Annotated in this window: 13 protein-coding genes; 4 read left to right on the top strand and 9 right to left on the bottom strand. The window is 69.2% G+C overall.

Translation table 11 applies throughout. From position 1 onward, the window contains the following. Positions 1-979: 979 nt before the first annotated feature. Positions 980-1270: a hypothetical protein gene (locus ACZ5IK_RS44185; RefSeq protein WP_465493191.1), complete on the bottom strand. Its 291-nt coding sequence runs from the start codon at positions 1268-1270 to the stop codon at positions 980-982. 141 nt (positions 1271-1411) lie between these two features. Between ACZ5IK_RS44185 and ACZ5IK_RS44190 the strand changes: the two genes are divergently transcribed. The 4 genes from ACZ5IK_RS44190 (at position 1412) to ACZ5IK_RS44205 (ending at position 4615) form a co-directional block, all read left to right on the top strand. Beyond that, entirely contained in the window at positions 1412-1855 is a 444-nt protein-coding gene (locus ACZ5IK_RS44190) for a hypothetical protein (protein ID WP_465493192.1), read from the top strand. Then, positions 1852-3039, top strand: coding sequence for an ATP-binding protein (locus ACZ5IK_RS44195; protein WP_465493193.1), 1188 nt, complete (start codon positions 1852-1854; stop codon positions 3037-3039). Before ACZ5IK_RS44190 ends, ACZ5IK_RS44195 begins: the two co-directional genes overlap by 4 nt. Beyond that, the gene (locus ACZ5IK_RS44200; RefSeq protein WP_465493194.1) at positions 3036-4349 is read left to right on the top strand and encodes a tetratricopeptide repeat protein; all 1314 of its coding nucleotides are present in this window, start codon (positions 3036-3038) and stop codon (positions 4347-4349) included. Before ACZ5IK_RS44195 ends, ACZ5IK_RS44200 begins: the two co-directional genes overlap by 4 nt. Positions 4350-4420: 71 nt before the next feature. Next, positions 4421-4615 (top strand): hypothetical protein, encoded by a 195-nt coding sequence (locus ACZ5IK_RS44205; RefSeq protein WP_465493195.1) that lies wholly within the window; start codon positions 4421-4423, stop codon positions 4613-4615. 882 nt (positions 4616-5497) lie between these two features. Here ACZ5IK_RS44205 and ACZ5IK_RS44210 read toward each other — a convergent pair. The 8 genes from ACZ5IK_RS44210 to ACZ5IK_RS44245 form a co-directional block, all read right to left on the bottom strand. Next, positions 5498-8836, bottom strand: a complete 3339-nt coding sequence (locus ACZ5IK_RS44210) for a serine hydrolase (protein WP_465493196.1) — start codon at positions 8834-8836, stop codon at positions 5498-5500. Next, on the bottom strand, positions 8833-9825 hold the full coding sequence (locus ACZ5IK_RS44215; protein ID WP_465493197.1) for an ABC transporter ATP-binding protein: 993 nt from the start codon (positions 9823-9825) through the stop codon (positions 8833-8835). The genes ACZ5IK_RS44210 and ACZ5IK_RS44215 overlap by 4 nt, the downstream gene beginning before the upstream one ends. Then, positions 9822-11726, bottom strand: a complete 1905-nt coding sequence (locus tag ACZ5IK_RS44220; RefSeq protein ID WP_465493198.1) for a dipeptide/oligopeptide/nickel ABC transporter permease/ATP-binding protein — start codon at positions 11724-11726, stop codon at positions 9822-9824. Before ACZ5IK_RS44220 ends, ACZ5IK_RS44215 begins: the two co-directional genes overlap by 4 nt. Beyond that, positions 11727-12707: an ABC transporter permease gene (locus ACZ5IK_RS44225; protein WP_465493199.1), complete on the bottom strand. Its 981-nt coding sequence runs from the start codon at positions 12705-12707 to the stop codon at positions 11727-11729. Beyond that, positions 12707-14305, bottom strand: a complete 1599-nt coding sequence (locus ACZ5IK_RS44230) for an ABC transporter substrate-binding protein (RefSeq protein WP_465493200.1) — start codon at positions 14303-14305, stop codon at positions 12707-12709. The genes ACZ5IK_RS44225 and ACZ5IK_RS44230 overlap by 1 nt, the downstream gene beginning before the upstream one ends. Positions 14306-14314: 9 nt before the next feature. Next, positions 14315-15217, bottom strand: coding sequence for a serine hydrolase (locus ACZ5IK_RS44235; RefSeq protein ID WP_465493201.1), 903 nt, complete (start codon positions 15215-15217; stop codon positions 14315-14317). Next, the gene (locus tag ACZ5IK_RS44240; protein ID WP_101608138.1) at positions 15214-16602 is read right to left on the bottom strand and encodes a serine hydrolase domain-containing protein; all 1389 of its coding nucleotides are present in this window, start codon (positions 16600-16602) and stop codon (positions 15214-15216) included. The genes ACZ5IK_RS44235 and ACZ5IK_RS44240 overlap by 4 nt, the downstream gene beginning before the upstream one ends. Before the next feature lie 120 nt (positions 16603-16722). Next, positions 16723-17634: a serine hydrolase gene (locus ACZ5IK_RS44245; protein ID WP_465493202.1), complete on the bottom strand. Its 912-nt coding sequence runs from the start codon at positions 17632-17634 to the stop codon at positions 16723-16725. Positions 17635-17883: the final 249 nt, after the last annotated feature.

A 17883-nucleotide genomic window follows, 5' to 3' on the forward strand; every position in this document is an offset into this window, starting at 1 on the left:
CTCACACACCCCCCTCTCCCCCCCCCCCCCCCCCCCCCCACCCCTCCCCCCCCCCACCAGGGACGGCGGCGGCTCACAACGCCCCAAGGCACACTCCGGCCAGGCGAGTCGTGAGCGGGTATGGGGCGGCTATTGAGGGGTAAGTCAAATGTGGCGTGACCGAGCCTCTGCAACGAAGGACCCCTTCGCTGACTTCAAGGTCGAGAGGCGGCCTTCGCGGCGTGGTTCTGGACCGGCCTGCGGGCGCCAGCCGTTCCCCGAGTGTCCACAAGGGACACTCTCTGGCGACTGAATGTCCGATTAATGGCTAATGTGCGGTTTTCGAGAGGGTCGTGAGTGGTAAAGAGCGTTCTGGTGGACCTGTATTTGCCTACCCACTGGATTCGGTGTCATCTGGTGGGCTTGTAGGGCTTGTTCTGGATGGCGATGTGGGCGAGTGGGGAGGATTGGGGACGTTGACCGTCTCAAATCTTCCCCGCTCGGCTGCCGTCCGCGGGGTTGTGGGGTGGCATGGTCTTGATCGACGGAGGATCGGGGATGTTGAGCGTCTCCGATCCTCCGTCGATCAAGCTCCGAGACCACTCCGACCCCCGTCGACGATGTAGGAATCGGGACGTTCAACGTCCCAATTCCTACATCGTCGACATCCGGGCGCACGCGTGAGCCGCAATCCGGTAGTGGTCAGGTGGCCGCGTGAACCGAGTGTGGAGGATTTAGGACGTTGAACGTCCCGAATCCTCCAGACTCGAACGTGTCGTCGCGGACACTCCACATTCACCCTGGTCACGCGCAGGTAGGCAAATACCGGTCCGTTCCAACCCTCTTTGCCACTCACAACCCCCTTCGCAAAGTGTGCATATGGGCATCAATCAGACATCCAGCCGCTGGAAGCCGGCTTAGATCCGCGACACACGAACCGCCCGCGAACACGACACGCTTGCCCTTCTCCTGTCTAACCCGAAACGCCACTCACGACCCGTCAGCGTCTCCGGGTCGGAGGAGGAGTGCGGCGCAGGGTCGTCGGGCGCTTCGCGGTCGTCGTGGAGCGATGAGCCGTGGTCCGCGTCGTCTCCGGGGTCAGCCGGGTCGTGGTGGTCACCGGGGTCTCCGGCGGTGACGACGTCGGCGTCGTCAGGGGGCCGGTCGCCGTCGTCTGCGGGACCTTCGTGGTCGTCGCGGGCAGCACCTGGCCGGTCCCCGACCCGCCCCCTGCGCATGCGCCGAGCAGCACACCCGCGCCCACGACCAGGCCACAACACCACACCCGCATGGGCCGGACCCTAACAGCCGCCTTCTCCCCGGCCGGCCCTTTCCGAAGGATTCGATTGTGGTCTCTTCGGCCCTTTTGGACTCCGGGCACAACCGCAAGGGTGGCGTCGACAGCTGAGCTCAGACGCGAGAGAGAACCACAATGACGGGAGACAACAGCCCCGAGCTGGTCGCTGAACTGGACCGTCTCGACGAGGCTGTCAAAGCGGCGCCCGCGGGAGACACGGCGGCGCAGATCGCGCTGTGGCGGCAGGTGACCCGCTTGGAGCACTGGTTCTTCATCGCGCGCGGCCAGGCCGACCGGCCCCGTCCCTACGCCGTGGCCTCCGAGCAGGGGCCGATGATCTGCCTCTACAGCAGCGCGGCAAGGGCGAACGAAGCCGCCCGCACCCTCGGTCTGGCCGTCCCGGAGGGCGAAGCGGTGCCGTTGTTCGGCGTGCCGATGCCGGCCGCGATCGACTACCTCGCCGCGTTCGCCGAGTCCGGAGTGGTCGGTGTGACGCTGGACCATCCGCGGATCGGCCACTACATCCCGCTGGCGAACCTGGGTCTGCTCAAGGGCTGGATCGCAGAGGCAGCACGGTGACCGATGCCGATCGAAGCGACGCTTTCCTCGAGGTGATCGCGCGCGAGGTGGAGGCCGACCCCGGCAATCTGGCGCTGCGCGAGGACTTCATCACGCTGCTGCTGGAGCAGGACCCGGATCGCGCCGCCACCGAGCTGACGACGTTCGGGGCCCACGGCGGTGACCCGGCACGGATCCGCGTGCTGCGCGCCCGGCTGATGGCGGCGCGGTTGCGAACCTCGAACCCGCCGCCCGCCGAGGCCGTTCCGCCCCCGGCCGACGGGGACCGGCAGTACGGCGGCGCCGCTGTCGCAGCGTCGCTGTGGGACACCGAACGCCCGGCGGTGACACTGTCCGACGTCGCGGGTCTCGCCGAGGTCAAGCGGCACCTGGACACCACGTTTCTCGCTCCGCTGCGCAATCCCGAGCTGGCGGCGGCGTTCGGGCAGAAGCCGGGCGGATCGCTGCTGATGTACGGCCCGCCCGGTTGCGGCAAGACGTTCATCGCCAGGGCGATCGCCGGTGATCTCGGCGCGTCCTTCATCCACGTGACCCTCGCGGACCTGCTCGGCAAATACATCGGGGAGAGCGAAAAGGCGATTCAAAGCGTGTTCCGCGACGCACGCGCGGCAGCGCCGTGCGTGATCTTCTTCGACGAGTTCGACGCGCTCGGCGGACGGCGTACCTCCGGTGGCGGCGGGTCTCACTCGATGCGGATGCTCGTCACTCAGCTGTTGGAAGAGCTCGACGGCGTGGACGGCGCGAACGACGGGGTCTACTTCCTGACCGCGACGAACCGGCCGTGGGACATCGACTCCGCGCTGCGCAGGCCGGGCCGGATCGACAAGACGGTGCTGGTGCTGCCACCGGACGCGGTCGCCAGGGCGGCGATCGTCCAGGGCACGCTGGCGGGCAAGCCCGCGGACGATGTCGATGTCGTGGCCGTCGCCGCGGCGACCGAGGGGTTCTCCGGCGCCGATCTCGGTCACTTGACGACCACCGTGCTGCAGCAGGCGATGGTCGAGTCGATGAGCAGGGGTGAGGTGGTGCCGGTCACCACCGACGCGCTGCTGGCCGCGGCCGGTGGCATCATCCCGTCCACGACGTCCTGGTTCGACCAGGTGGCGCCGGTGCTGGAGTACGGCGTCGACGACGGCACCTTCGATCAACTCCGGGCGTACCGGGTCAAACGAGGAATGCGATGAGCGACTTCGGCCGAACCCCCGCCGACAACGCGGATGACCTGGAGCGGACCCTGGACCTGGCTTGGGAGCTCTTCGCGGCACAGCCGTCGCATCCCAAGGTCGCCGAGCTGGCGCTGCAGGTGCTCGCGGCCCAGCCCGAGCGAAGCAGCGTGTCACTGTTGCTCGGCAATCACCGCGAGTTCTGCGGCGAGGCTGACGAGGCGCGCCGTCTTTACCTTCAGGTGGCGGGTCGCCGCGACGGCCAGTTCGTCAACGCGGCTCGTGCCCTTCGGCATCTGGCGTTCGCCGAGCGCGATCATCCCGAGGCACTGCGGTGGGCGGACACCGTGCTGGCCGAGGAGCACGAGGATTGGGACGACTGGATGGAGCTGGGGTCGGCCCAGGCTCTCTGCGGGGAGCACGAGGAAGGGTGGCGCCAACTCGACGAGGCGGTCGCCCTGTGCTCCCGGACTGTGCCGGACGAACTGCCCAAGGCGCTCGGGAAACGCGGAGTGTATCTGCTGGGGAGCCTCGCACCGGTCGACCGGTTCGTCCACGCGGCGGAGGAGGCCATCCGGGCCGATGCGGCGAACTCGTGGGTCGCTCTGATGCTCGGCTGGTCCTACCTGGTGCAATACCGGTTCACCGACGCCGAACAGCTCGGTCTGCGGCTGCTGCGCGAGGATCCGACCGAAGATCTGGCGCAGAACCTCGTGGGGACGGCTCGGACGATGCTGCGGGTCGCCGAGAACGCTCAAGCCAAGGACATCACCCTGGAGGACATCCGCCGCACCGGGGTGATCGAGCTGGGGTGGCAGCAACTGCGCGACCGGATGCTCGGTACCGACCTGGCTTCCGCGCTGGCGGCGCTGGACGACGTGCTGCCCGCCGACCTGCGTGCCACTCTGCGACCAGGAATCTCGATCTCCGATGAGACCGAGGCCGACAAGATCGGGTCCATGGTCGCGGAGGATCTGGTGGCCTGGCACGACGGCCAGCAGCCCGGGTCCGGTTCCGCCTGGGGCCTGGCCGAGCCGTTCCGCCTGCTGTCGGCCGCCGAGATCATCGCCATGAGCGCCGAGATCGAGGCCGACCAGGCAGCGCACCCCGACTGGCCCGAGAACGAGGTGTGGGAACAGGTGATGACCGACGACGCCGGGGCGTACCTCGTCGCCGTCGCGTTCGGGACCCTGGTCAAACGCCGGCCCGGACACCCCGACGAGCCCGTCGCCGCGTCGATGGCCGACTGGGTCTGGGACCGGGTGGCAGGCTTCGGCGGACCGGATCCGCGACCGGCACCCCGGAAGACCGACGAGCTCCCCCCGGGGTAGCGCCAGCACCACCCCGCAATCGGGGGTCACTCCCCTGGCTCGGGATCTCGCCGCTCTTTAGCGTATTTCCCATGAGCGACACCAAAAACTCCAGCGGCGCCCTCGTCACCGCCTCCCTCTGGCTGGTCCTCCTCGTCAGCGCCGCCACCAACTCGATCGGCCAGTTCGCGGGGTTGGACTGGACCTTCCGCATGGCCGCGGGCGCCGTCTCGGTCATCTGCATCGTGCTTCTGATCGTCCGCTATCTGGCGCGGCGCAAAGCGTGATCGGAAAGCTGTCGCTCTTCACCGGACCGCGTGGGTCGGGTTGGTCGTGAGTGGCGTTTCGGGTTATCGAGGGGTAAGTCAAGGGTGGCGTGTTCGTGCCGTCCTTCGGTGCCGGTCGCGGGACAGGTGTTGCGAACATGGCTTCGCAACGCCGTCGTCCCAGGCGACCTGGAGCTCCTTGACTGTCCTAAAGGGACGCTTCCGCGATGTAGTCGTCCGGTTAGGGGCGTTGCGTATTTTGTGACCGGGGTCGTGAGTGGCAAAGAGGGTTAGTGCGGACCGGTATTTGCCTGCCTACGTGTGACCAGGGCGAAGGTGAGGTGCGGGAGTCGCGGGGTCGCTTCGGTCTCGGAGCTCGATGACACCGGAGTCTCACCGCGGCGGGTGCGAGTGTGGAGGAATTGGGACGTCGAGTGTCCCGATTCCTTCATCGTCGAGGCGGGTGTTCCGGTCTCGGAACTTGATCAACGGAGGATCGGGGACACTCAACGTCCCCGATCCTCCGTTGATCAAGACCGAGCCACCCCACAACCTCACCGAGCTGACATCAGGATCCAGCGGGTAGACAAATACGGGTCCACCAGAACCGGCATTGCCACTCACGACCCTCGTAAAGCGTGCATATAGATACAAATCAGGCATCCAGCCACCTGGAAGCGTCCCGTGTGGACGGTCAGGGTGCGGCCGGCTCTCGTCGGCCGGTCCAGATCAGCGACGTCGAAGGCTCCCTTCACCGCATCGGACGCGGTAAAGGGAGCCTTCAGTCCGGCACGACCAACCCGAGGGGCACGCCACCGCGCCCTTCCCCGCGCCCTCGCCACTCACGAGTCCGCTTCTGAACGCTCGGCCCGCCCGGAAGTCGTCCGGGCGGGCCGAGCGCTTTCAGGAGACCTTCGGTGTCGCGCGCACGCCGTAGTGCATGTACTGCTCACCCGTCGGCAACGAGTAGAACGTGACCGGCATCCACGTCCGCGCGCCTTCCTCACGGCAGACGTAGAGCGAGTCGGTCACCGGGACCAGGGCGAACTCCATCGTCTTCTCCGGCATGAGATCGGCCAGCGGACCCGTGACGGTCTGCCGGAGCCGGATCCCGTCCCCGTCGGCCAGGACCTCCATCAGCACACCGGCCCGTTCGTAGACACCGACGTGCTTCGAACCGTCCACGGTGACCGGAGTCGCGGGCGGCTCCAGCGGCCGCGGCATCGCCACGTCGGCGAGTTCGGCGAAGATCTCCCGGTACAGCTCCACGTACAGGTCGCGGGTGTTGCCGCCGTTGGTGAGCAGCGTGACGGCGAGCCCGTGATCGGGCAGCAGTCGAAGGAACGCCGATTGCCCGATCGTGTTGCCGTCGTGGCCGATGACCCGCCGTCCGCTCCAGTCGTCGCGGATCCAGCCGAGGCCCCAGGAGTCACCGAGCGAGTGCTTGTCGGGGATCTCGGTCTGCTTCTCGGCCATCGCGGTGGCGGACGCCGTCGTGAGGATCCGGTCACCGGACGGGGTGAGACCGCCGGTCAGGTGCAGCCGGGCGAACCCGAGCACGTCCTTGGTCGTGGCGGTGATCAGTCCCGCCGGGCCCATGTTCCGCGGCAGCCCCCAGACGGGTGCCGGCTTCGGTTCCTCGTCCGCGCCCGCGACGTGACCGACGGCCGCGCGGTACATCAGCGCTTCCTCGGGCAGGGTCACGGTGTGGGTGAGGCCGAGCGGGGCGAACAGCTTCTCCCGCATCGCGGCGTCCCAGGTGAGCCCGGTGAGCTTCTCGATCACCCGGCCCATGAGCACGAAACCCGAGTTGCAGTAGGAGAACGTCTCGCCGAGGGGATGATTCTGCGCGGCCTGGTCGAGGATCTCGACGTAGCGCTCGAGGCAGTCGTCGCCGCGGCCGGTGTCGGTGAAGACGTCGCCGTCGATCCCGCTGGTGTGCGTCAGCAGATGCCGCATGGTCACCTGCTTGGCGACGTCCGGGTCGGCCAGCCGCAGTTCCGGGACGACGTCGGAGATCGGCGCGTCCAGATCGAGGAGACCTTCGTCGACCAACTGCATCACCACGGTCGAGGTCCACACCTTGGAGACCGAACCGATCTGGAACACCGAATCCTCGGTGACCTCCACGCCGGTCGCCGTGTTGAGCACACCGAAGGAGGCGTGCACCTCGGCGTCTTCGGTGTCTTCCCTGCCGTCCCCGACCCGCACGATGCCCAGCGCCGCACCGGGGACGCCGTACTTGCGCGCCAGTTCGGCGAGACGACGCCGCCAGTGCGCGGCGTCGATCGGCACCCGCGACACCCCGTCCACCGGTCCCGCGTATTGCTCGACCCAGTCGAGGACCCGCCGGTTGAAGTCAAGACGGTGCGAGGGCGGGCCGTCGAGGATGAACAGATGAGACGCGCCCGGGTACAGCACCATCCGGGCAGGGACGCCGCGCGCACGCAGGGCACCGAACCACTGCTCGGCCTGGCCGACCGGGCACCGCTCGTCTTCCGCGCCCTGGACGACCAGCGTCGGCGTCCGCACGTCGGCGACCTTGGCGAACGGCGAGAACTCCGCGTTGGCCTTGTCCCACGACGCGCCGCCGAGCTCGCCGACGGCCAGGTAGTACCCGGCGTCGGAGGTGCCCTCCATGCTGGTCAGGTCGCTGACCACGCCACCGGCGACGGCGGCGGCGAAGCGGTTGTCGCGGCTGGTCAGGTAGCAGGTCATGAACCCGCCGTAGCTGTAGCCCGCCACGGCGAGACGGTCCGCGTCGGCGACCCCTTCGGCGACCAGCTGGTCCAGCGGTTCGAGGAAGTCACGGGAGTCCGCGGTGCCCCATCCGCCGACGGCGCCGGTGAAGAAGTCCTCGCCGTAGCCGTCGCTGCCCCGCGGGTTGAGCAGCAGGACCGCCCAGCCTCGCGCGACGAGCGCCTGGTGATAGAGGTGGATCCAGTCGGCCGCGCCGTTCCAGGCGTTGTGCGGGCCGCCGTGGATGTCGAGCAGCAGCGGCGCGGCACCGGACCGGGCCGGGTCCCGCAGCAGCCAGCCGTGGACGACGGTCCCGTCGCCGATGGTGAATTCCCGTTCCTCGTGCACGAAAAGGTCGACGTCGGCGACGGAGGCGCCGTGCTCGGTGCGCACGTCGACGGCACCCGTGGCCGGGTCGACGGTCGCGATCTCGCCGTACGAAGTGCCCGTGGCCAGGACGACCACGGCCTTGTCACCCGCGATGTCCATTCCGGACACGACGCGGTCGGCGCCCGCCAGTACCGCGCGCGGGTTTCCGCCGTCGATGTCCACTCGGTACAGATGGGTGCAGCCGCGGTCACGAAGGCCGAACAGCACGGAACCGCCGTCCGCGGTCAGCTTCGGGAGCGCGCCCGGGTAGCCCGCACCGCCGAACATCACGTTGCGGTCCAGCGAAGCCGTCAGATCGACCGCGCCGCCGCCGTCGAGCGGGACCCGCAGCAGCCCGAGGTGGCCGACTTCGGTGTCACCGCGGCCCGCCACCAGGAGTTCGCGGCCGTCGGCGGTCCAGGTGACCGGACCCGCCATGCCTTCGCCGGAGCCGATCAGCCGCGGTTCGGCGGTCTTCGCGGTCACGTCGAGAACGTAGGCACCGGAACGGAAGGTCAAGTCGGCGTCGGCGTCCCGTCCGGCGGAGAACGCCAGGTGCGTGCCGTCGGGCGACCAGGCGGGGTCGCCGGCGTGCCAATCGCCGAAGGTGACCTGCCGGACCTCGCGGGTGGCGACGTCGAGGACGTGCAGGTGCTTGCGGATGGTCTTGATCAGCCCGGCGCCGTCGGCCTTGAAGTCCAGCCGGTCCGCCACCACCGGGGCGTTCGGCGCGGGTTCGCCGTCCGCGAGGTCGACAGCGGCCGAGAACGCGATCTTGCCGCCGTCCGGACTCCACACCGGAGCGCCCGCCCCGAGCGGCAGTTCGGTGATCCGTTCGGCTTCCCCGCCCGACGACGGCAGGAACCACAGCTGCGGCGGGCCGTCCTGGGCGCGGAGGAACGCGATCCGGGTGCCGTCCGGCGCCCAGGTGGGGGCCAGGTCGGCGGTTCCGCGCGTGAGCTGCCGGGCTTCGCCGGAGGTCGCGCCGATCTCCCAGAGCGTGGTCTCGTTCCGGTCCTCTTCGCGGTCCGCCGTGCGCAGCACGTAGACGATCCGGCCGCCGTCCGGTGACAGCGAAGGTTGGCTGGGGACGGCGATCGCGTACAGGTCGTCGAGACCGAGACGTCGGGTCATGGTGCGCTTGCTCCTCTGGAGATCGCGAGCCGGCGGCTCTCGTTTTCGCTGAAGTGGCAGGCCGCCGAATGACGTCGGTGTGCCGCGCCTTCGGTGGGGTCCGCCTGGAGGCAGAGTTCGCGGTCGGCGCGCACGAGCGGTCCGACCGGGCATCTGGTGTGGTACCGGCATCCACCCGGCGGGTGGTGCGGGTCCGCGGGTTCGGTGTCGGAGGTCTTCTCGTCCGCGCCGGTGTCGAACAACGAGGTGTGCGCCGAAGGTGCCGCGGCGAGCAGATCCTTGGTGTACGGATGCCGCGGATCGGTGAGCACCTGCTCGGCGGGCCCGACCTCGACGATCCGCCCGAGGTACATCACCGCGACGATGTCGCTCAGATAGCGGATCACCGCGAGGTTGTGCGAGATGAACAGCATCGACAGACCGAGCCGCCGCTGCACGGAGCGGACGAGGTTGAGCACCGCGCCCTGCACCGAGACGTCGAGCGCGGAGGTGATCTCGTCCGCGATCAGCACCTCCGGCCGCCCGGCCAGCGCACGGGCGAGCGCCACGCGTTGCCGCTGACCGCCGGAAAGCTGGCCCGGCAGGTGTCCGGCGCGGTCCGGGTCGAGGTTGACCAGCTCCAGGAGCCGGGCGACCTCGTCCCGGCGCGCGCCGCGGCCGGGGAGGACGCCGCGCGGGATCGCTTCGGTGATCGACTCGCCGATGCTCATCCGCGGGTCCAAAGAGGAATACGGGTCCTGGAACACCATCTGCAGCGGACGGCGACGCGGCAGCTTCCTGACGTCCACGCCGCCCAGCAGGACCTGCCCGGCGCTGACCGGGGAGAGCCCGACGGCGGCGCGGGCCAGCGTCGACTTCCCCGATCCCGATTCACCGACGAGCCCGACGACCTGTCCGGAAGGGACGGTCAGCCCGACGTCGTCGACCGCGGTGAGACCACGCCTCCCGCCGTACCGGACGCTCACCGCGTCGAAGACGAGATCACTCACTCCGTACCTCCGGCGGTCACGGTTTCCTTGGCGGGCTGGGAAAAGGACGTCTCGTGCGGATGCCAGCACGCGACGCGGTGCCCGGATTCCACGCGTTCCAGCACCGGGTCTTCGAGGCGGCACCGATCGGTCACCGCGGGGCACCGGTCGGCGAACGCGCATCCGGTGGGCACGCGATCCGGTTCCGGCGGTCGCCCGGGGATCACCGCCAGCGGCGCGTCGCGATCGGTCTCGAGGTCGAGCGTCGCGGCCAGCAGGGCCCGCGTGTACGGATGCCGTGGCGTCCCCGCCGACGGCAGGTCCTCCACCACCCGGCCCGCGTACATCACCAGCATCCGCTCGCAGGTCTGCGAAACGACCGCGATGTCGTGGCTGATCAGGATGATCGCCGTGTTCCGCTCCGCCCTGGTCCGCGCCAGCAGGCGCAGCAGCTGCCGCTGCACGGTGACGTCCAGCGCCGTGGTCGGTTCGTCGGCGATGATCAGCCGGGGATCGCCCATCAGGCCCATGCCGATCATCGCGCGCTGCCGCATCCCGCCGGAGAACTCGTGCGGGTACTGCTTCGCCCGCCGTTCGGCGGCCGGGATCCGCACGGCGCGCAACCGGTCCACGGCTCGCTCGAACGCCTTGGCGCGCGGAAGACCTTGGTGCTGTTCGGCCACTTCGGCCAGCTGGCGGCCGATCCGCCTGGTCGGGTTGAACGAGGTCATCGGGTCCTGGAACACCATCGCCAGCGAGGTGCCGAGCAGGCCCCGCAGATCCCGTTCCGGCGTGGTCAGCAACGGTTTCCCGGCGAAGTCGAGCCTGTCCGCGGTGACCACGGCAGGCGCTTCGACCAGTCGCGACACCGCCAGCCCGGTCAGGCTCTTCCCCGAGCCCGACTCGCCGACGACGCCGATCGCCTCGCCCGCGTGGACGGTGAAGCTCACCCCGCGCACCGGAACGGTCCAGCCCGCCGGACGCGGGAACGCCACCTGGAGGTTCTCCACCACCAGCACGGCGTCGTCACGGTCCTCGGCGACGTCCTCCCGTGCGGGAGTGACCGGCCTCGGTGCGAGCTTGCGGGATCCGGTGCGGACACCGATCACCCCGGCCACGGTCTCGCCCACCAGGTTGAAGGCGAGCCCGGCCAGGACCACCGCGACTCCCGGCGCGAGCGCGGCCGCCGGGTTGACGTAGATCCCGTTGAGCCCCTCGCCGAGCAGCCGTCCCCAGTCGTAGTCCGGTGCCTGCACACCGATGCCGAGGAACGACAGCCCGGAGAACGCCAGCAGTGAGGAGCCGGCGCCGATGGTCGCGTTCACCACCAGCGGTTCGCCGATGTTCGGCAGGATGTGCCGGACCAGCAACCGGATGCGGCCGACCCCGGAGATCCGGGCGGCGGACACGAAGTCCTGGCCGGCCACGGAAGCCGAGAGCGTCTGCGCCAGCCGGGCGAACGCCGGTGCCAGCGCGAACCCGACGGCCAGTACCGCGCCGTGGGTGCCGACTCCGAAGATCACCGAGAAGAACAGCACCAGCAGCAACCCGGGGAACGCGACCGCGATGTTCACCGCCGAGGTGATCAGCCGGGCGGCGGGCCGCGGCAACAGCGAAGGCAGCGTGCCGAGGACGAGTCCGGTCACCACGCCGATCACCGTCGCGAGCACCGCCAGCAGTACCGAAAGCCGGGTCGCCACCAGGACACGGAAGAGGATGTCGCGACCGAGGTCGTCGGTGCCCAGCCAATGTGCCGCCGACGATCCTTGCGCGATCGCCTCGGTGTCGATCGCGAAGGCGTTGTCGTGCCATAAGACCGGGGCCAGTACGGCGAGCGCGATCACCAGGGACAGCAGGGTCGCCGAGAACGCGCCCACCGGGGTGCGCAGAGCCGCGAGCCATTTCGCGCGTCGATTAACCACTTAGCTCTCCCGGATCGTCGAACGCGGGTCGAGGACGGCCAGCAGCACGTCCACCGACAGGTTCACCAGCAGTACCCCGATGCCGTAGACGAGCACGATCCCTTGCACCAGCAGATAGTCCTTCTGCAGGATCGACTGGGCGATGGTCGAACCGAGTCCTGGCCAGGCGAACACGTTCTCCACCAGCACCGTCCCGGCGACCATCCCGGTCAGCATCAGCCCGCCCATGGTCAGCGTCGCGGTCAGCGCGTTCGGCAGCGCGTGCCGGAGGTAGACCAGCCGCGCCGGCAACCGTTTCGCCCGCGCGGTGCGGATGAAGTCGTTGCCCAGCACGGAAAGCGTCTCCACCCGGACGATGCGGGCGAGCACCGACGCCGGGCCGAGCGCCAGCGCGATGACCGGGAGGACGAACGAACTCGCGTCCGCGCTCCCGGCGACCGGGAACCAGCCGAGCTGGACCGCGAAGAACGCGACCAGCGCGACGGCCACCAGGAACTCGGGAATGGCCGCGAGCAGCACACTCGTCGAGGTGAACGCCAGTTCGCTGCCCCGCCGCCGCCCGCCGCGGGTCAGCACGGCGAACAGGACGCCCAGCGGGATCGCCACCGCGATGACCACCGCGAAGGCGGGCAGGGCGAGCTGCAGGGTGGCGGGCAGCCGGTCGCCGATCACCTCGGAGACCGGCTGCCCGCTCGTCATCGACGTCCCGAAGTCACCGGTGAACAGCCCGCCGAGGTAGTGGACGTACTGCAGCCACAGCGGATCGTTGAGGCCGAGGGCCTCCCGCCGCGCGTTCACCAGGTCCACCGGCGCGGTCAGGCCGAGCGCCGCCCGGACCGGGTCGCCGGGGATCAGCTGGATCATCAGGAACGCCGTGGTGACCAGGACCCACAGCGAAACCGCGAACCGGCCGAGACGGCGCACGGCGAACGAGAGCCAGGGACTCCCGCGCAACCCGGCCGGGGCGAGCGCGACCGTCATCAGCTGTACATCCGGATCGACGACGGCTCCACCGAACCGAAATTGACCTTGAACTTCGCGTTGCTGCCGAAGGTCGGGATGACCGAGTTGACGTAGGGCACGACGTCCAGGCGCTCGATGAGCGCCGATTCCGCCGCGAGCCAGGTCGCGCAGCCGGAGTCACCCGGCATCTGTGCCGCCTGGGCGGCTTGCGTTTCGTAGCCCTTGTTCTCGATGTGCGCGAAGTTCGTGCCGGAAGGCGGTTTCGGCCCGGAGACGAACGGAGCGGCCTGACTCGGCAGCAACAAGGTCACCGGCGCCAGGGAGATGTCCCACTCACCGGTGTTGAAAAGCACCTGGTTGGTTCCCGGGCTGTCGACGCCCTTCAGCGTGACGTCTGCGCCGATCGCCTTCCAAGACTGCTGCATCAGTTCGGCGGAGGGCGCCATCGTCGGTCCCAGCTGGGTGCCGTAGATGGCGGTGAGCGCGAGCCGTTTGCCGTCCTTGACCCGCACGCCGTCCGCTCCCGGCTTCCAGCCCGCCGTGTCGAGGGCGGACTTGGCCGCGGCGAGATCGAACGCGGGCAGTTTGCCGCTCACCGAGTCGCCGGCGCACGCCTTGGGTTCGGTGGTGACCATTCCCTGGCTGGGTGCCCCCGCTCCGCTGGTGAGCACCTTGCCGATCTGCGCGAGGTCGAGTGCCTGCACCAGCGCACGGCGGACGGCTTGATCGCCGCCTGCCCGGCCGGGCGCCTGGTTGAAGAACATCTCGCCCATCGGCACGACCTGCTCGCCGTGGTACAGCTTCTGGGCGCGCAGGCGTTGCTGGTCCTGGCCGGTGATCCGGGCGGCGTTGAGTTCACCGGACAGCAGCAGGTTCGCCGTGGTCGTCATGTTCTGGATGACCCGGAAGGTCACCTTCTCCGGCAGACCCGGCTGCTCGCGCTGCCAGTCCCCCGGGCCCCACGCGTAGTCCTTCCGCCGGGTGAGGGTGTAGTGGTCGTTCGGCACGATTTCGGTCATGGTGAACATGCCGGTGCCGTACTTTCCCTTGGCCAGCGCCGCACGATCCGTCACGCCCTTGCCGCAGACGATCGGGAGGTTGCCCACGTTGCGGAGCAGGAAGGCGTCGGGGGCTCCGCTGGCGAGGGTGATCGTCCGCGCCGCGTCGTCGGCGGTCGCCTTGGTCCCCGGCGCGACGGTGAGCCCGGACATCGGGGACTTGTTGGCCGGGTCACCGACGAAGTCGATGTTCGCCGCCACGTCGCTCGCGGTCAGCGGGGTGCCGTCGTCGCAGGTGATCCCGTTCCGCAGGGTGAAGGACGCGGTGGTCGTGGTGGCCTCGAACTTCTCGGCGAGTCCCGGGATCGGCTTGCCGGTCTCGTCGAGGTTGATCAGGCTGTCGTAGAGGTAGCGGCCTATCTCGAGGGCGGTCGAGAGCACGGTCATCGCCGGGTCGAGCGCTCCCGGATCGGTGCCGATCGCCATCGTGAAGGTCTTGCCTTCGGTCAGTTTCTGGTTCGCTGTCCGGTCTTCCCCGGATTGCGACGTCCCCCCGCACGCGCTCACGGTCAAGGCCACCACGCTCGCGATCGCGGCGGTGAGCCGGGCTTTCTTCATGGGGTTCTCCTACTGGGTGACGGTCTGCGCGCGAAGGTGTTCGACGGCGAGGCGGGCGGCCTCGCCGATGGCGGAATCGACCGCGGGCAGGCGGTCGGCGAGGGAGTCGGCGCGGGTGAACACCGCGACGGCGTAGCGGCGACCGTCCACATGGGTCACCACCCCCGCTTCGTTACGGACGGCGGGCAGGGTCCCGGTCTTCGCCGCGATCGCGACCCCCGCGGGGAAACCGGACGTGATCCGGTGCGGCCAGATCTGCTGGGCCATGATCGTCCGCACGCGTTCGCAGGCGGCCGGGTCGCCCGCGCGGTCGGTCCAGATCGCGTCGAGCAGCTCGGTGATCTCGCGCGGGGTCGACGACGTGGTGCGTTCCGGGTCGACCACCGCGAGCTTCCACAGCTGCTCCTCGGTCGCCGCGGCGAAAACGGCTTCCAGATCGTCGTCCGGCTTCGCGCCGAGGTCGGCGATCACCGAGGCGAAGAGGTCCTCGCAGCAGCCGATCAGCCGTGTCCTGGCGAGTCCGAGATCGGCCAGCACCTGGTTGACGGCCTCCTGCCCGACCCGGTGGTAGATCAGGTCGGTCGCGGCGTTGTCGCTCATCGTCAGCATGAAATGCGCGAGATCGCGCCAGCTCATCTCGACGTCGTCCGCGCAGCCAGCGGTCCCGACCCCGCCGATCCGGTAGCGCGCGACGACGCGGGTCCGCTCGGTCTCGTCGAGCCGCCCGGCGGCGACCTCGCGGGCGAAGGCGACCGCCACCGGGATCTTGAACACCGACGCCAGCACGACCGGGTCGTCCGCGCCGACGCAGACTTCGGGACCGCCGTCGACGCCGACCTCGCGCGCGTGTACGAAACCGCGTGCCCCCGCTTTCGCGAAGACCGCTTCGATCTCGTCGGTCGTCGCCGTCACCGGCTCACCCGCCGGTCGGCCCGTCCGGTGTGGACGTACAGCGCGCGCCCGTTGCCGTCGTCGCCGACGAACGCGTGCGGCATGTGCAGGCCCAGCCCGTCGTGTTCGACGACCAGGGTGTCACCCTTGTAACCGAGCAGCCTGCTCTTCTCCGGCCCCGTTCCGAGGTCGGCGAAGATCCCCTTCGGCGTACGCTCCAGCCAAAGGTCGCCGTCCTCGTCCTGGCTCACGACGATGTCCGCCACCTGCGACGAGTACTCGCCCACGTAGCGGGACGGGTCGGCCGGGGCTTCCGCGACGTTGGGCTCCGGCAGCGGCGGAACCTCGACGCCCGCCAGGTCGCCCAGCACCTTCCGGAAGATGTCCAGGTAGAGGTGCAGCGGCTTGCCGCCGTTGGTCAGCAGTGCCACCGCGACGTTGCTGCCCGGCACCACCCGCAGGAACGCCGACTGGCCGATGGTGCCGCCGTCGTGGCCGATCACCGGGCCGCCGTCCCAGTCGAAGATCATCCAGCCGAGCCCCCACGCCCCGCCCATCAGGCCGAGGTAGGGCAGTTCGACCTGGCGCTCCCACATGGCGCGGGCGGTCTCCGGCTTGAGCACCTGCGTGCCGTCGTCGGCGCGGCCTTCGTTGAGGTGCATGCGCACGAAGGTGAGCAGATCGCGCGGGCGCATCGCGAGATGCGAGCCGGCGGGCGCGTTCGACCGGGTCAGCGCCCAGACGGGCGCCGCGACCGGCTCGTCGTCCGGGGTGGGCTGGACGTGGCCGATCGCGGCGCGGAACCGGATCGCGTCGTACGGCCCGGTGGCGGCGTGGGTCAGCCCGAGCGGGGCGAAGAGGTGGTCGCGCAGGCACTCGTCGTAGGACTTGCCGCGCACGACCTCGATCACGCGGCCGAGGACGCAGTACCCGGCGTTGTTGTAGGAGAACATCTCCCCGGGGCCGAACAGCTGCGGCACGTCGGACAGCGTCGCGACGAGCTTCGCGACGCAGTCGTCGCCCTGTCCGGTGTCGGTGAAGATGTCGCCTTCGAAGCCGGACGTGTGACAGGTCAGCTGCCGCACAGTGATCCGCGAAGCGGCGTCGTCATCGGCGAGAACGAACTCGGGAAGGTAGTCGCGGACCGGCTTGTCGAGGTCCAGCCTGCCTTCGTCGACGAGTTGCATCGCGAGGGTGGTCGTCCACACCTTGGTGATCGACCCGATCTGGAACACGGAGTCCACAGTGGACTCGACGCCGGTGCTCCGGTTCAGGATGCCTGCCGCGTGGTCGATCACCTCGCCGTTGGCGAAGACCGCGACGGCCGCGCCGGGCACCTGGTGCTCGGCCAGCAGGGCGGGAAGGTTCTGCTCGAGCCAGGCATCGATTTCGGAAAGTTTCGACATGGGCATCCTCGTCCGTGGAAAGGGTGGACCGGCGTTTCCGGAAATGCTAGGACGGTGACGGGCGTCACCGGTTCGTGCGGAACGACGAGAGCGACGGGAAAATTCATCCGGGCGGACGAATCATTCGCTCCCGGCCTCGGGAAGCCTGAGCCATTCGACGGCCTGTGCCGCGGCGAAGCCGATGAACGCGTCCCGCTCCGGCACCCTCGACCGGCCGTCGACGGCGTCGGTGAAAATCCCTACCGCGTAACGGCCCCCATCCGGGTACTCGACCACACCGACCTCGTTGCGCACCGACGGCAGGGTCCCGGTCTTGCCGCTGACGCGGATCCCGTCGTCCGGGAACCCGGACCGCAGCCGGTGCGGCCACACCTGGAGATCGAGCCAGCGCCGGACGTCCGCGCACGCGGCGGGCGGTGCCGCCTCGTCACGCCAGATCAGGCCGAGCAGCCGGGTGATCTCTTCGGCGGTCGTGGCACAGGTGTGCGCCGGTTGCAGCGCGCGCAACGCGCGGATCTGTTCGATCGACAACTCGGACAGTGCTTTCTCGTCGTCCTCGTAGGAGATCCCGAGGTCTTCCCCGATGCCGCCGAGCACCTCCGCGCAGTCCTGCGGGACCGTGGTGTGCTCGAACCCGAGTCGCCGCAACGTTTTCTCCGTCTCCTCCTTTCCGACCTTGGCGACGATCAGGTCGGTGGCGACGTTGTCGCTGATCCCGATCATCAGGATCGCGAGGTCGTACCAGGACATCGTGATCTCGTGCCGGAAAGTGGCCAGTCCGTACGGGCTCGGCGTGGGATGCCCCGGCGGGACGCTGATCCGCTCGCCGAGGTCGAGTCCGCCGTCGGCGGCCTGCCTGGCCAGCTCCAGCGCGATCGGAACCTTGAAGACCGACGCCGTGACGACGGGGGCGTGCTCGTCGACGCCGATCCGCCGGGTGCCGTCGACTTCGGCGGCATGCAGCCGGACCCGGACTCCTACCTCTTTCGCGCGGGCGTTGATAGTCGCGATGACTTCGGACGCGGTGGGCATGAGACTCCTGTCTACAGAGGACTTGACTCGTGAGTGGTAAGGGCGGTTATTGAGGGGAAGATCAAACATGGCGTGTTCCTGAGCGGGGCCGGTGACGGGATGAAGGTGTCCTTCGCCGCGTCTGATGTCGAGTGGCCCTGGGGGGGGGGAAGAGGGTGGGGGAGAAGGAGGGGGAGAGAGAGGGGTTTTAGCGAGACCGAGGAAAAAGAGGGCGGGGGGGGGGAAAAAAAGGGAGGAAGGAAAAGAAAA

The organism is Amycolatopsis sp. NPDC031561 (assembly GCF_055580625.1).

Bases quoted from the DNA above. Each gene is read 5' to 3' on its own strand.
- ACZ5IK_RS44230 (WP_465493200.1), bottom strand. From the start codon at position 14,305: ATGAAGAAAGCCCGGCTCACCGCCGCGATCGCGAGCGTGGTGGCCTTG.
- ACZ5IK_RS44225 (WP_465493199.1), bottom strand. From the start codon at position 12,707: ATGACGGTCGCGCTCGCCCCGGCCGGGTTGCGCGGGAGTCCCTGGCTC.
- ACZ5IK_RS44210 (WP_465493196.1), bottom strand. From the start codon at position 8,836: ATGACCCGACGTCTCGGTCTCGACGACCTGTACGCGATCGCCGTCCCC.
- ACZ5IK_RS44245 (WP_465493202.1), bottom strand. From the start codon at position 17,634: ATGCCCACCGCGTCCGAAGTCATCGCGACTATCAACGCCCGCGCGAAA.
- ACZ5IK_RS44200 (WP_465493194.1), top strand. From the start codon at position 3,036: ATGAGCGACTTCGGCCGAACCCCCGCCGACAACGCGGATGACCTGGAG.
- ACZ5IK_RS44185 (WP_465493191.1), bottom strand. From the start codon at position 1,270: ATGCGGGTGTGGTGTTGTGGCCTGGTCGTGGGCGCGGGTGTGCTGCTC.
- ACZ5IK_RS44240 (WP_101608138.1), bottom strand. From the start codon at position 16,602: ATGTCGAAACTTTCCGAAATCGATGCCTGGCTCGAGCAGAACCTTCCC.
- ACZ5IK_RS44205 (WP_465493195.1), top strand. From the start codon at position 4,421: ATGAGCGACACCAAAAACTCCAGCGGCGCCCTCGTCACCGCCTCCCTC.
- ACZ5IK_RS44190 (WP_465493192.1), top strand. From the start codon at position 1,412: ATGACGGGAGACAACAGCCCCGAGCTGGTCGCTGAACTGGACCGTCTC.